At 69.3% G+C, this 13,794-nt stretch carries 15 protein-coding genes and 1 tRNA gene; 5 read left to right on the top strand and 11 right to left on the bottom strand.

Translation table 11 applies throughout. From position 1 onward, the window contains the following. The first annotated feature begins 30 nt into the window (after positions 1-30). Positions 31-1,296 carry a serine--tRNA ligase gene (gene serS, locus ACWD0F_RS29145; protein ID WP_449880822.1) on the top strand — a complete coding sequence of 422 codons (1,266 nt, stop codon included), beginning with the start codon at positions 31-33 and terminating at the stop codon, positions 1,294-1,296. On the opposite strand, the gene ACWD0F_RS29150 is transcribed toward serS, so the two are convergent. Together ACWD0F_RS29150 and ACWD0F_RS29155 are read right to left on the bottom strand one after the other, a co-directional pair. Continuing rightward, positions 1,257-2,639: a hypothetical protein gene (locus ACWD0F_RS29150; protein ID WP_449880824.1), complete on the bottom strand. Its 1,383-nt coding sequence runs from the start codon at positions 2,637-2,639 to the stop codon at positions 1,257-1,259. The genes serS and ACWD0F_RS29150 overlap by 40 nt on opposite strands. A gap of 123 nt (positions 2,640-2,762) precedes the next feature. Then, complete coding sequence (locus ACWD0F_RS29155) at positions 2,763-2,966, bottom strand: cold-shock protein (RefSeq protein WP_043619750.1); 204 nt, start codon at positions 2,964-2,966, stop codon at positions 2,763-2,765. A gap of 252 nt (positions 2,967-3,218) precedes the next feature. Between ACWD0F_RS29155 and ACWD0F_RS29160 the strand changes: the two genes are divergently transcribed. Beyond that, positions 3,219-3,989: an HAD family hydrolase gene (locus tag ACWD0F_RS29160; RefSeq protein WP_449880826.1), complete on the top strand. Its 771-nt coding sequence runs from the start codon at positions 3,219-3,221 to the stop codon at positions 3,987-3,989. A 129-nt stretch (positions 3,990-4,118) separates the two neighbouring features. On the opposite strand, the gene ACWD0F_RS29165 is transcribed toward ACWD0F_RS29160, so the two are convergent. Continuing rightward, positions 4,119-4,631: a bacterial proteasome activator family protein gene (locus ACWD0F_RS29165; protein WP_449880828.1), complete on the bottom strand. Its 513-nt coding sequence runs from the start codon at positions 4,629-4,631 to the stop codon at positions 4,119-4,121. Between the two features lie 5 nt (positions 4,632-4,636). After that, positions 4,637-5,593: an NAD(P)H-quinone oxidoreductase gene (locus tag ACWD0F_RS29170; protein WP_449880830.1), complete on the bottom strand. Its 957-nt coding sequence runs from the start codon at positions 5,591-5,593 to the stop codon at positions 4,637-4,639. Positions 5,594-5,707: 114 nt separating this feature from the next. On the opposite strand from ACWD0F_RS29170, the gene ACWD0F_RS29175 reads away from it, so the two are divergent. After that, a complete protein-coding gene (locus tag ACWD0F_RS29175) occupies positions 5,708-7,828 on the top strand; it encodes a nucleotide-binding protein (RefSeq protein WP_449880832.1) in 2,121 nt (706 codons plus the stop codon). A 1-nt stretch (position 7,829) separates the two neighbouring features. Here ACWD0F_RS29175 and ACWD0F_RS29180 read toward each other — a convergent pair. Beyond that, positions 7,830-7,916: transfer RNA gene (locus tag ACWD0F_RS29180), tRNA-Ser, on the bottom strand. 27 nt (positions 7,917-7,943) lie between these two features. Between ACWD0F_RS29180 and ACWD0F_RS29185 the strand changes: the two genes are divergently transcribed. Beyond that, entirely contained in the window at positions 7,944-8,294 is a 351-nt protein-coding gene (locus ACWD0F_RS29185) for an STAS domain-containing protein (protein ID WP_449881153.1), read from the top strand. Positions 8,295-8,428: 134 nt separating this feature from the next. Here the strand turns inward: ACWD0F_RS29185 and ACWD0F_RS29190 are convergent, their stop codons facing one another. The 6 genes from ACWD0F_RS29190 to ACWD0F_RS29215 form a co-directional block, all read right to left on the bottom strand. Beyond that, entirely contained in the window at positions 8,429-9,274 is an 846-nt protein-coding gene (locus ACWD0F_RS29190) for an NUDIX domain-containing protein (protein WP_449880834.1), read from the bottom strand. Positions 9,275-9,306: 32 nt separating this feature from the next. Then, complete coding sequence (locus tag ACWD0F_RS29195; protein ID WP_449880835.1) at positions 9,307-10,026, bottom strand: M15 family metallopeptidase; 720 nt, start codon at positions 10,024-10,026, stop codon at positions 9,307-9,309. A gap of 88 nt (positions 10,027-10,114) precedes the next feature. Further along, positions 10,115-10,492, bottom strand: a complete 378-nt coding sequence (locus tag ACWD0F_RS29200) for a universal stress protein (protein ID WP_449880837.1) — start codon at positions 10,490-10,492, stop codon at positions 10,115-10,117. A gap of 112 nt (positions 10,493-10,604) precedes the next feature. Further along, entirely contained in the window at positions 10,605-10,841 is a 237-nt protein-coding gene (locus ACWD0F_RS29205; RefSeq protein ID WP_449880839.1) for a hypothetical protein, read from the bottom strand. Next, positions 10,841-11,266: a hypothetical protein gene (locus ACWD0F_RS29210; protein ID WP_449880841.1), complete on the bottom strand. Its 426-nt coding sequence runs from the start codon at positions 11,264-11,266 to the stop codon at positions 10,841-10,843. Before ACWD0F_RS29210 ends, ACWD0F_RS29205 begins: the two co-directional genes overlap by 1 nt. Then, positions 11,266-13,002 (bottom strand): MDR family MFS transporter, encoded by a 1,737-nt coding sequence (locus ACWD0F_RS29215; protein WP_449880842.1) that lies wholly within the window; start codon positions 13,000-13,002, stop codon positions 11,266-11,268. Before ACWD0F_RS29215 ends, ACWD0F_RS29210 begins: the two co-directional genes overlap by 1 nt. A gap of 165 nt (positions 13,003-13,167) precedes the next feature. Between ACWD0F_RS29215 and ACWD0F_RS29220 the strand changes: the two genes are divergently transcribed. Beyond that, positions 13,168-13,731, top strand: coding sequence for a TetR family transcriptional regulator (locus ACWD0F_RS29220; RefSeq protein ID WP_449880844.1), 564 nt, complete (start codon positions 13,168-13,170; stop codon positions 13,729-13,731). The last annotated feature ends 63 nt before the right edge of the window (positions 13,732-13,794 follow it).

Below are 13,794 nucleotides of genomic sequence, written 5' to 3' on the forward strand. Positions count from 1 at the left end.
AACGCCTCCATCCGCCGGTAGCCTTTCTTTGTGATTGACCTGCGTACCCTTCGTGAGGATCCCGACCGGCTACGGGCGTCGCAGCGTGCCCGCGGTGAGGACGACTCCGTCGTCGACACGCTGCTCGACCTCGACGAGCGCCGCCGATCCGCGCTCACCTCGTTCGAGTCGCTGCGCGCCGAGCAAAAGAGTCTGGGCAAGTCGGTCTCCAAGGCGCAGGGCGAGGAGAAGGCCGCGCTGCTCCAGCGGGCCAAGGACCTGTCAAGCCAGGTCAAGACCGCCGAGACGGAGGCGGAAAAGCTGGCCGCCGAGCTGGACGAGCTCCTGCAGACGGTGCCCAACATCGTCGAGGAGGGCGCCCCGGCGGGCGGCGAGGACGACTACGTGGTGCTGGAGACCCACGGCGAGCCGCGGGTGTTCGACTTCGAGCCCAAGGACCACCTTGAGCTGGGCGAGGCGCTCAACGCGATCGACATGGAGCGGGGCGCCAAGGTGTCCGGCTCCCGCTTCTTCTTCCTCAAGGGCGTCGGCGCCCGCCTGCAGCTCGGCCTGCTCAACATGGCCATGCAGCAGGCGATCGAGGCGGGGTTCACGCCGATGATCACGCCGGTGCTCGTCAAGCCGGAGACCATGCAGGGCACCGGCTTCCACGTGGCCCACGACAAGGAGATCTACCGCCTCCCCGACGACGACCTCTACCTGGTCGGCACCTCGGAGGTGGCCATGGCCGGCTACCACGGGCAGGAGATCCTCGGCGGCGACGAGCTGCCGCTGCGCTACGCGGGCTGGTCGTCGTGCTTCCGTCGTGAGGCGGGCTCGTACGGCAAGGACACCAGGGGCATCATCCGGGTCCACCAGTTCGACAAGGTCGAGATGTTCTCCTACGTACGCCCGGAGGAGGCGCACGAGGAGCATCTGCGCCTGCTCGCGTGGGAGAGGGAGATGCTGGCCAAGATCGAGGTCCCCTACCGCGTCATCGACACGGCGGCGGGCGACCTCGGGATGTCGGCCGCCCGCAAGTTCGACTGCGAGGCGTGGATTCCCACCCAGGGCCGCTACCGCGAGCTGACCTCGACCTCCAACTGCACGCAGTTCCAGGCCCGCAGGCTCGCCGTCCGCTTCCGCGACAAGGACGGCAAGCCGCAGCACGTGGCCACGCTCAACGGCACTTTGGCCACGACCCGCTGGATCGTGGCCATCCTGGAGAACCACCAGCAGGCCGACGGCTCTGTGGTGGTTCCCGAGGCGCTGCGCCCCTACGTGGGGCTCGACGTGCTGGAGCCGTCGAAGAGATAGGTGTGCGCGTGGCGGGCGTCTCTCCTGATGAGGGCGGCGCTCGCCCCGACCACCAGGACGGCCATGAGCGCGGCCAGGGCGACGGCGAGCCAGTAGGGCCCCGGCACGCCCATCGACCAGCCGTAGAAGGGCGTGAAAACACCGGCGAAGAGCACCGGCGCGCCCAGGATCCCGACGGCCACGGGCGCCGGTCTCGCCCGGCCGGCGAACATCAGGGCCAGGCACACCACCACGCCCACCACGGTCATCAGCCCGCCCAGCAGGAGCAGTTGCGGCCCGTCGGCCCACAACCTGTCCCATCCGAGCAGGATGAGGTAGACGCCACCGCTGCCCACCCCGGCGAACCAGAGGTAGGCGCGCTGGTGCCGCCGCAGCCCCGCGCCGATGCTGCCGAACAGCAGGCACGCCGCCAGGCCCAGCGCCACGTTCAGCTCGGGGCTGACGTCCACCGCTTCGGCGGGATCCTCGCCCGGCCAGCCCACGCGCCGCCACGTTCCGGACGGGTCGCGGATCAGGATGCCGTCCAGGCCGTTCGCGACGACCACGATGTGCCCGTCCGGCTGCTTCTGCACGGCCAGGGCGACGGAACGCAGGGCGGCCTGATCCTCGTACCGCCTGCCCAGACGGCGCAGGTCGTCCGCGGACGGCGCCCATGACGGCTCCCAGGTGGTGCCGCCGTCGTCCGACTGCTCCACGCCCAGCCGGCCGTCGGTGACGCGGTAGCACCGCGCGACCTGCCAGGGCACGCACTGGGCGCTGCGGATGACCTGGCCCTCGTGGTCGCCTCCCCGCGACCAGGTGCGCCCGCCGTCTTCCGAGGACCACGCCGTCACGTCGGCCGAGTGGACGGTGATCCGGCCGCCGCTCTCGTTCACCTCCACGGCGTCGGCGTAGGGGGGCGCGGGAGCGGCCGCGGTGGCGGTCACGGCGAGCACGGCCAGCGGCATCGTGGCGATGATCCGCCAGCGGGGGGAGCGCTCGTGGAGGCTGCGCCGGCGGACCCACCACGCCAGCGCCAGCGCCGGCAGGGCCAGGAGGTCCGTGGGATCCGCCAGGACGCGCGAAGGGCCCGCCACGAGGGTCCAGGCATGGGAAGCGATCTCGGCGCCCGTCTCCGTGGTCTTCACGAGCGTGAAGAGGGCTCCGGTGAGCAGGATGGCGGCCAGGTCGGCCCGCCGCCAGAACAGCAGTGCCAGCAGCGCGGGAGCCACGACGAGCCCGGCGACGTCACTGAGCTTGCCCGTGAGGAACCCGGGCCAGACCTGCTTGAGCAGGTGATCGTTGACCAGGAGCAGGATCGCCCCGGCGATGGTAGCCGGGTGACATGACCACGCGGACTTCATATACAGGTCGATGGATGGGAGGGCCCTGTGGTTCAAGGGTTGTCGCATCCGTGACCAACCCGACACAAGCAAAAGACCGAGGCCCGCTGGAATGCGGACCCCGGTCTATCTCGCTGCTACAGGTCAGATGGCTCGGACCTGAGAGGCCTGCGGCCCCTTCTGGCCCTGCGTGATCTCGAACTCGACCCGCTGGCCGTCTTCAAGGCTGCGGTAGCCGTTGCCGACGATCTCGGAGAAGTGCACGAACACGTCCGGCGCACCGCCGTCCGGCGCGATGAAGCCGAAGCCCTTCTCGGCGTTGAACCACTTGACGGTTCCCTGAGCCATAAAAGCTCTCCCTCAGGATGTGAATCTATGGGAACCACACCTCGTGGATCCCGGTGTGTCGTATACAGCAAGCACCCGGGGTGGCTCAGACAAAGTCATGCTGGTTTTCACTACGGGATCAGCTAATACAACGCCATGCCATCTAACACCATTCTGGCGCTTACGTGTTCCCGTCCCAACGAAGATTTCTGTCAGACGGCATCACCGGGCAAACTGGAACGTGTTATGCAGAGCCTTCCCGCACCGCGCCTAGTGGCCACCGACCTCGACGGTACCGCCCTGCGCACCGACGGAACCGTGTCTCCCCGCACGGTCTCCGCCTTCGCCAAAGTCGAGGAATCCGGGTCCGTGCTGGTGTTCGTCACAGGTCGTCCGCCCCGCTGGATGGGCGGAGTGGCCGGTGCCGTACGTCACCGCGGCGTCGCCATCTGTGCAAACGGAGCCCTGATCTACGATCTTCATACCGAACGGATAGTGGAATCTCACCTCATCGCTGCGGACGTACTCGGGGAAGTCGTCGCTCAGCTAAGAGCGAACGTGTCCGACCTCGTATTTTCGGTCGAGTATGAATCCGGATTTGCGCATGAGTCGGATTTCCCGATCGGCGGCTTGGACAAGGCCGGGAGAGCGGTACGGGTGGAGTCGGTGAGTGCGCGCCCATGCGCCAAGTTGCTGGCCTTGCATCCGGGCATGAACCCGGACGAGCTACAGGCGACCGTGCATGAGCTGGTGGGTCATTTGGTGACCCCCACTCACTCCAGCGGCCGGGGGCTGATCGAGATGAGCGCACAGGGCGTGACGAAGGCGACGGCCCTGGCGGCGTTCGCCGGGCAGCACGAGGTCAAACCTTCGCAGGTGGTCGCGTTCGGTGACATGCCGAACGACCTGCCCATGCTGAGCTGGGCAGGCACGTCGTACGCGGTCGCCAACGCGCATCCCACCGTGCTGGCGGCGGTCGATCACGTGACCGCTTCCAATGACGACGACGGCGTCGCCCAAGTCATCGAAGAACTCTATGGATGACCGCGGCCGGCGGTTATCCACAGCAGGCGCCGCTGCGAATGACCGCGTCCAGCGGTTTATCGCAGCAGGCGCGATGCGCCACCGCGGGTGGTCGCGTCCAGCGGCCGGTCGCAGTAGGCGCTTGCGCCACTACAGGTAGGGGCCCGAGCCGTGCGGCCGCTGCGGCTGGTCGTCTCCCGGCACACCGGGAAGCGCCCTGCGCATCTGCTCAAGCTGGGCACGCGCGGCCATCTGCTGCGCGAACAGCGTGGTCTGGATGCCGTGGAACAACCCTTCGAGCCAGCCGACGAGCTGAGCGTGCGCGATGCGCAGCTCGGCCTCGCTCGGCGGCGTGCCGTTCTCGTCGGTGAACGGCAGCGACAGGCGCTCCAGCTCGTCGACCAGCTCGGGCGCCAGGCCGTCCTCAAGCTCCTTGATGGAGGACTCGTGGATCTCCTTCAAGCGCTTGCGGCTGGCCTCGTCGAGCGGAGCCGCGCGCACCTCCTCAAGGAGCTGCCTGATCATGCTGCCGATGCGCATCACCTTCGCGGGCTGCTCGACCAGGTTGGTCACCGAGCGGTCCTCTTCGCCGCTATCGCCCTGACCTTGGAAGTCGGGGCCCACCACCACGATGTGGGGGGTGTTGTTGTCCTCAGCATTCATAACACTCACCGTACTAGCAGGATCTTGCCGACGTGGTCCCCTGAATCCAACATTCGATGTGCTTCGGCGGCTTCCTGCATCGGCACTTCCGCGTACACCACGGGGCGCACCGCTCCCGCGCTGACCAGCGGCCACACGTTGTCCACGACGCTGCGTACGATGACGCCCTTGTCGTCCACGGAACGCGAGCGGAGCGCGGTGGCGTGCACGGAGGCGCGCTTGGCGAGCAGGGCGCCGAGATCGAGCTCGGCCTTGCGGCCGCCCTGCAGCCCGATGACGACCAGCCGGCCACCGGTGCGGAGCACCTTGACGTTGCCCTGAAGGTACTTCGCGCCCATGATGTCGAGGATGACGTCGGCCTGCGTCTTGTCGGAGAAGTCCTCCTCGCGGTAGTTGATGACCTCGTCGGCGCCCAGCTCCTTGACGCGCTCGCCCTTGGCCGCCGAGCCGACCGTCGTGACCACGTACGAGCCGAGCGCCTTGGCGAGCTGCACCGCGAACGTCCCGATGCCGCTGGCTCCGCCGTGCACCAGCAGCGTCTCGCCCCTGCGCAGCCGCCCGACCATGAACACGTTGGACCAGACCGTGCAGGCCACCTCGGGCAGCCCCGCGGCCTCCCGCAGCGACACTCCCTCGGGCACCGGCATGACCTGCTGCCACGGAGCGGCTACGCGCTCGGCGTAACCACCGCCGGCGAGCAGCGCGCAGACCTCGTCCCCCACCTTGAACTGCTCGACGTCCGCGCCCACCGCCGCGACCACGCCGGCGACCTCCAGCCCCGGGTAGGGGGGCGCGCCCGGAGGCGGCTCGTACGCTCCCTGACGTTGCAGGACGTCAGCACGGTTGACCGCCGAGGCGGCCACGTCGATGAGCACGTCACCGCGTCCGACCTGCGGTTCCGGCGCCTCGCGCCACTCCAGCACCTCTGGTCCGCCCGGCCGGGCGATCTCGATGGCTCGCATGCGAACCACGGTAGCCGGGCAAAGAAGTTGTGGGTTGGCGGGATCCCCGGTTGCCCAGGGCGTTAACCTGCAAGGTATTTGCTGCCCCTTTAGACCCACCCGAGGGGGAACACGGTGGCAAGACACGATCGAGAAGAATCGCTTGAGGAACAGCTCGCCTGGCTTGACGCGATCAAGGAGACGGAGGAGACCCCCGTCTCCGTCGGCGCGTCGGCGGCGGCCGCTGCCGACGATCCGATCGCTTCGCCGTACCCTCAGGACCCCTGGCTGCTGGTGCCCACTCAGCACGACACGCCGCCGCCGCCGCTGTTCCGCGCCGCCGCCGACTCCGTGTACGGCGCCGAGGAGCTCCCCGAGCGGGAGAGCGAGGCCGCTGAGTGGCTCGGCGAGTCCGGGGCCGCCACGAAGGAGGAGCCGCCGACGGCCCCCGTGGAGGACCCGTTCCTGGCTCCGCTGAAGCCGCTGCCGCGTCCCGACGACACCGAGACCCACCACACGCTCTCGTTCACCCCGCCCGCACAGCCGGAGCAGCAGTCGGAGCACCAGCCGGGACTCCAGCCGGAGGAGCGGCCGGAGGAGCCGGAGGAGCTCCCGCAGGAGCCGGAGGCCGTGAAGCAGCCGTGGTTGCGCTCCGTCGACCTGCCCGCCGCTGAGCCGGCGACGGCCGACGAGCCCGAGGCGGTCAAGGAGCCCACGGAGGAGGAGCCTCCTCAGGAGGAGCAGCGGGACGGGTGGGCGGACACGCAGCCGCGGAACGAGCGCCCGCAGTGGGTTTCGGACGCGCTGCCGAGCGGCGAACGTCCGCAATGGGTTTCGGACACCGTCCCCAGCATCGACCGCCCGCAGTGGGACTCGATCGCGGCCGGCGAGCGCCCGCAGTGGGCTTTCACCGAGTCCCCCGAACCCAGGGAGCCCGCCGAACCCGCCGAGCCCGCCGCGTCCGCCACTCCCGCTCTTGGCACGAGCACTGACCGTCCGCTCTGGGGAGATCCGGAAACCCTGCCCAGGAACGAGCCGCCTCAGTGGAGTGACCCGGAGCCGGAGCCCGAGGAGCACCCCCGGAGCGCCACCCCCGACGAGCGTCCCCAGTGGACCGAGCCGGCTCACGAGCGCCCCCAGTGGACCGAGTCCCCCCACGAGCGCCCCCAGTGGACACAGCGCGCCCACGAGCGCCCTCAGCGGACGGAGCAGCCCGAATGGCGCCCGGCGGAGCGCGAGATCCCGCCGCCCCCTGAGCGCCGCCGCCGTCCCGCCCCCATCCCCGTGTTCACCGCCCCGCCCAGGCCGCCGGTCACCGGCAAGCCGACCGCCGACAGCCTCGACCCGGAGTTCCTGCTGCGCGGAAGGCGTAACGCGCCCTCCAAGGGCTGGCGCCGGATGGTGTACAAGGCGTCGGGAGGCTGGATCAAGCCGGGCGAGCCCCCAGAGGTACGCCGCCGCCGCGGACTGCTGAGCAGGGCCCGCACCCCCGTGACCGCCGGGCACCACCGCGTCGCCGTGCTGAGCCTGAAGGGCGGCGTGGGCAAGACCACGACCACGGTCGGCCTCGGCGCCACCCTGGCCGCGACGCGCGGCGACCGCGTCATCGCCGTGGACGCCAACCCCGACAGAGGCACCCTGTCCGACAAGCTCGTCCTGGAGACCTCGGCCACCGTGCGCGACCTGCTCAACGAGCGCGACCAGGTCAGGCGCTACGTCGACATCAGGGCGTTCACCTCGCAGGCGCCCTCGCGGCTCGAAGTGCTGGCCTCCGACCGCGATCCCGCGGTGTCCGAGGCGTTCAGCGGCTCCGACTACCAGGACGTCTCCCAGGTGCTGGAGAACTTCTACTCCATCTGCATCACCGACTGCGGCACCGGCCTGCTCCACTCCGCCATGGGCGGCGTGCTGGGTCTCGCCGACCAGATCGTGCTGGTCAGCTCACCCTCGGTGGACGGCGCCAGGGCGGCCTCGGCGACGCTCGACTGGCTGGAGGCGCATCACTACGGCGACCTGGTGAAGAACGCCACCGTGGTGCTGTGCAGCGTGCGGCCGCGGTCGAAGTCGGCGGTCGACATCAAGAAGCTGGAGGCCCACTTCGCCGCCAGGTGCCGCGCGGTGATCCGGGTGCCGTACGACCCGCATCTGGAGGAGGGCGCGGAGATCGACCTGGACCGGCTGCAGGAGCCGACCCGGGATGCTTATCTCCAGCTCGCCGCCTGCGTGGGCGACGGCTTCGCGGGCATCCGCGAGTGAGCGGAGGGTGTGGGATTCGAACCCACGAGGCCATCGCTGACCTGGCCGCTTTCAAGGCGGCTGCACTCGTCCACTATGCGAACCCTCCCGTGCGGAAACCACGATAGCGGCTGTGATGACGGGGGTGTACGTTCAGGAGGTGGCGGATCTCAACGTCGAGGCGGAGCGCGGTCCGGCGAGCACGCGCGTGCGCCTGGACGGCGACCTCGACAAGCTGACGGCGCCGCTGCTCAAAGAGTGTCTGGTGAAGCTGTTCGGCGAAGGGCGGGTGGAGGTCGTCGTCGATGCGACCGAGCTGGAGTTCTGTGATTCCAGCGGGTTGTGGGTGCTGGTGGAGCACCAGCGCCGGGTGGCCGCGCACGCCGGATCGTTACGCCTGGTCGGCGTGCACGGGGTGCTGCAACGCGTGCTCGACGTGACGGGCCTCAAACCGGCCTTCGACAGCGTCCAGCCCGCCGAACTCTAACCTCGGGCCCGTCGGCCTCCGGTCGCTGAACATCGAGCTTCGAGCTTCGGGCGCGCCGGCCTCCGGTCGCTGAGCTTCAAGCTGCGGGCGTTCCGGTCCCGGTCGCTGAGCTTTCAGCCGCGCGACCTGGGCGCTCATCCGCCGAGCTGGCCCAGGAGCCACTTCGGGCCGGCGGTCTCGGCTCCCAGCTCGCCCACCCGCTCCTTCAGGCCCCGGTCCGCGGTGACGACCACCACGCGCTCCCACGGCCGGGCTTGCCGCACCGCGTCGACGATCGCGTCGTCGCCGCTCCCGGTGGCCGCGACCACCTGGATCCCGGGCACGGCCGGCGCGGTCCTGGCGGCGCCCTCCACGACGGCCACCACCCGCGGGAACCACTGCGACAACACCGGATGCGTCAGCCGGAGCTTCGAGACGGCGTCGAGCAGCCGGGTCGCCGCCCCGAGCCGATCGTTCCACCAGCCGTGCTCGGCCTGCGCGCCGACGATGTTGGCCACGTCGAGCACGATCGTCTCCGGCTTGATCGTCTCCTGGATCTCGCTCCACGTCGCGGCGAAGCCCGGATGCAACTTCCGGTCGGCGATCTCGGGCAGCGCCAGCCAGCGCAGCTCGGTGCTCTCGCCGTTGGCCGGCGCGGCGGCCACCCGCTCGGCCGACTCGGCGATCACCGTCTCGAACGTCCATCCGCCGTGGTCGTCGAGGTAGACGCCCTGCACGCGCAACATCTCGCCCTGGAGCGCCGCCTCCTCGTGAGCCTCGCGCAGCGCGCTGGCGACGGCGTCCTCGTGGCTGTCCCGGGCGCCGCCGGGCAGCCCCCACGTGTTGCCGTGGTGGCTCCACCAGGAGCGTTTCTGCATGAGCACGTACGGGACGCCGAGGTCGTCATGATGGACGACGAGGAGCCCGGAGGCGCCGTGCAGCCCCCAGTGCCTGTGGCCTTGGGCGCACTCGGCCCAGCCGTCACCGTCCTTAGCCACCATGGGGTGATTCTCTCAGTCCTCGCGCGCGCCGCTCATCCGCCGCCCTTGGAGAAGTGCTGGAAGTCCTTGGTGCCGGACCAGTAGCCGCCCCACTCCCAGCCGACCGCGGCGAACGCCTTGACAACCTTGTCACCTGGATTGATAACACCTTTTCCCTTCATTGGGCGCTTAGTGAACTTTTTGGCGTTTTGGTGTGCTGTGCTGCCGCTTGCGGTGACATATGGGTTTTCGCGGGGGTTTATGTCGATTGCTTGGCCATAGGCGTGATTGGACCAATTGCTGGACCCGGTCGCCCGGCGGCAGTTGAAGGCCGAGGTATTGTTGGCGTCGATCGAGTCGAAGTCGTCGGCCTTGAACGCGTCAACCAGCTTCATCTGGTAAATCGGCCACCGCCAGCCGTACAGTCTCCTGAACACGGTCACGATGTCGTCGGTCACCGTCTTGCGCACGACGAGCTCACCGGTGTGCGCCTTGTTGTCGAAGCCCCAGTACGTCAGCGTGACCAGCCGCAGATCCCGGTAGTGCACCGGGCACCCGGTCTGCCAGGAGTACGGCAGCCGGTCTCGGGAGACCTTCGACACCTTGGCCTGGAACGCCGGCGGCGCCGTGGCGCTCGGCGCCGGCGAGGCGGGCGCCGTCGGCTCGGGCGTGTCACCCATGGGAGCGGACGTCACGGGCTCCTGCGCGGGCGGGGCCGAGGAGACCGGATCTCCCGCGCCGCACGAAACAGACGCGAGCACCACGAACGCCATGGCAGCAGCTCGTTTCATCTGGCCACCATATGCGACGTCTCACCTGGTCAGCAGGCTATCGCGCGGTGCGGCGCGAGGTCGGGGACGATCAGGGGACGATCAGCACCGTACGGTGAGACCGTTTCGCCAGGCTGGCCGCCACCGAGCCGAGCCACGTGGACCGCGAGCGGCCCACCACGATGGCGTCGGCCATGTGGGCGCTGGCCAGCGTCTCCAGCTCCCGGGCGGTGTCACCGCGCACGCTGACGAACCGCCACGGCACTCCCGCGCCCCGCAGCTCGTCCCGCAGGTCATCGGTGAGGTCGGCCGCCGAGTCGGGAATGATCGGGGACCCGGCGAAGAACCACAGGGAGGCGCTGTTGAGCGACTCCACGAAGGCGATGAGCAGCGCCGCGTGGTCCCTGCGGGCCAGCCCGGCCGCGTACGCGAGCGCGTTGCGGCTCGGGCCCGATCCGTCGAAACCCACTACGAGCAGGCCGGCGCCGTCCTTACCGATTTCGAACCGTCCTGCTGGGAGCCTGCCCGCGAGCGGCTCCCAGCCCGGCTCTGTGTCACCGCCGAACACGGCATCGCTCGCGTTAGTTGTCGGCGTGCTTGCCGCGGCGAGCCAGCTCGCGCAGGGCGTCGGCGGCGTAGACCACCAGTGCGGCGAACGAGAGCGCGGAGAGCGCGCCGCCGAGCCACAGGTCGTTCAACGTGGCGTCCACGTACGTTCCGCCCCTCGGCTGGTAGCCGACCGCGAAGGGGGCGGCGATCAGCCACAGACCGCCGGCGAACAGCAGGATCAGCGCGGAAACACCCAGCTTGGCCTTCATCAGTTGTCCTCCACTCCGACCAGGGCGGTCTTGCCGTTCTGGCGGTGCTCGCCACTGCGGCCGGCCTTGTTCATGTCCTCACGCAGCGCCTCGACCAGCGGGGCCAGCAACGTCGCCAGCTCGGCGGACGACGCCTGCGGCGCGACCGGCACGGGCTCGGGCTCGGGTTCGGGCTCGGCCCGGCGTGGCTTGACGACCACCAGCTCGCGTACGACCAGGTCTTCATAGATGGCCAGCGCGAAGCTGATCGCGCCGATCAGGCCGACGACCACCACGGCCAAGCCGGTGAAGAACTCGGACTGGGTGGCATTCGTCCAGTCGGCGTCCTCCGGCTGGGTGCCGAGGGCGAAGGGCGCGATCGTCAGCCACAACCCGGCCAGAACGGCCAGGGCTGCCGCGACGGCGCCCACAAACTTGCGAATCATTATGAGATTCCTCCTGTTACGAGGTCCTTCTGCGGGGGTGTGGCCTGCGCGATCAAGGCGCGCGAGGTGGGCCGCAACACGTCCTGGGCGACCGACCTGGCGCGCTCGCGCTCGGTGCGATCGTCGGGCGGCGCCATGCCGGCGACCGCGGTGAGCAGCGCGGAGCGTTCGCCGTTGGCCCGCTCGATGCGCTGGGCGATGAGCTCCAGCAGCAGTCCGGCCAGGACCAGGTCGTCCTTGTTGAGCGGCGCGGCCACGGGTGCGGGCGTCGTCGTGGAGCCGCGCAGGGGCAGCTCCTTGAGGAAGAGCGCGGCCACGAAGCCGAGCACGGCGATGGGCACGCCGACCATGAACACGGTCTCCAGGCCCCGCGTGAACGACTCCAGCACGATGTTCTTGATCGGCGTGGGGAGCTGCTGGATGGCGGCCGGGCTGCCGAGCTTGACCTCCGAGCCGCCGGGCACCGAGATGCCGGCCGCCGCGAGCATGCTCGCCATCTCGTCCTTGAGCCGGCTCGTCAGGATCGCGCCGAACGCGGCCACGCCGACGGCGCCGCCCAGCGAGCGGAAGAACGACACGCCGGACGTGGTCGAAGCCATGTCACGCAGCTCGGAGCCGTTCTGGGCGGCCAGGATGAGCATCTGCATGGACAGGCCGAGCCCGACGCCCAGGACCGCCACGTCGAGCCCGATGAGCCACTGGCTGGAGTCCACGTGCAGACGGGACAGCAGGAACAACCCGAGGGCCACGATGAGCAGGCCGGCGACCGGGAAGATCTTCCACCGGCCGGTCTGGGTGACGATCTTGCCGGAGATCACGCCGGACACGAACAGCGCCACCACCATGGGCAGCGTCATCAACCCGGAGTTGGTCGGGCTGAGCCCCTTGACGATCTGCAGGTACTGCGGCAGGTAGATCATCGCGCCGAACATCGCCATGCCGACGAACAGCGAGGCCGCGCTGGTCAGCACGAACGTGCGGTTGCGGAACAGCCGGGGCGGCAGGATCGGGTTGCGCGCGGTCCGCTCCGACAACACCGCCAGGGCCAGCATGAGCAGCCCGAACGCGGACAGGGCGTACGTCCAGAACGAGTTCCACTCGAACTCGTTGCCGCCCAGCGTCAGCAGCAACATGAGCGCGCTCGCGGCGGCGGTGATCGTCGTCGCGCCCCAGACGTCGATCGAGGTGTTCCGCTTGACCGCCGGCAGCTTGAGCACCTTCTGGATCACCAGGAAGGCAACGATGGCGAAGGGGACGACCACGTAGAAGCACCAGCGCCAGCCGAGCCAGTCGGCGTCCACGATGAAGCCGCCGAGCAGCGGTCCCGCGACCGTGGAGATGCCGAAGACGGCCCCCATGTAGCCGGAGTACCGGCCGCGCTCGCGGGGCGAGACGATGTCCCCGAGGATCACCTGCGACAGAGCCGACAGACCACCCACACCGAGACCCTGCACGGCCCGCGCCCCGATGAGCTGGCCCATGTCCTGCGAGAGTCCAGCCACCAGCGAAGCCGCGACGAACAGCCCCAACGCGGTCTGGAAGAGCAGCTTGCGACCGAACAGGTCGGACAGCTTGCCCCACAACGGTGTGGACACCGTCATCGTCAGCATGGTCGCCGAGGCGACCCATGAGTACTGATCCTGACCGCCGAGCTCCCCCACGATCGTCGGCAGTGCCGTGCCCACCACCGAGGTCGAGATCATCGACGTGAGCATCGCGAGCATGAGCCCGGACATGACCTCGAGGATCTCGCGGTGTGTGTACTGCCGCTTCGTGGAGGATGCGTCCTGCGCTTGGGCTACCAAGACAACACATCCCCTTCTTACACAATTGACCGAGCTGAGTATACGCATGTTTACTAGCCGCGCGGTAAGTGGGTGTCCGTTCTGTAGAGTGCGGGCATGAATCTCCAGGTGACGGAGGCCAGGCCACGCGACCGCGAGGCCACGTGCGAGCGCATCCTGCAGGCGGCCCGGACGCTGTTCGGTGAGAAGGGCTACGAGCAGGTGACCGTCCGCATGATCGCCGCAGCGGCGGAGGCGAACATCGCGCTGGTGGGCCGCTATTTCGGGTCGAAGGCCGGGCTGTTCGGCGCGGTTCTGCAGGGCGAGCCCACGCTCACCGCGCTGTTCGAGGGCGGCAGGGAGGGGCTGCCGAGGCGGCTGGCCGAGTACGCGGCCGAGCGCATGCAGTATCCGCCCGAGAGCCCGATCCTGCGCACGCTCGAACGCTCCGCCCGCCATCCGGAGGTGCAGGAGGTGGCCCGCGAGCGGCTGCTCACAGCGGTGCTCCAGCCGCTGCAGGCCCAGCTCGGCGAGAACGAGAACGCGCGCGCCAGGGCTCGGATGGCCACCGCGATGGTGCTCGGCATCGGGGCCATGCGTCGGCGCGTCGGCCCGGAGACGCCTACGGAGGCCGACGTCGACCGCCTGACCGCGATCTTCGAAGCCTGCTTGGCCGAGTGAAAGTTTCACCGGGTAAGCGGGGGCTGGCCTGCGGAAACGTTCTGGGCAACGATCGGAGGTCTT

The organism is Nonomuraea sp. NPDC002799 (assembly GCF_053592075.1).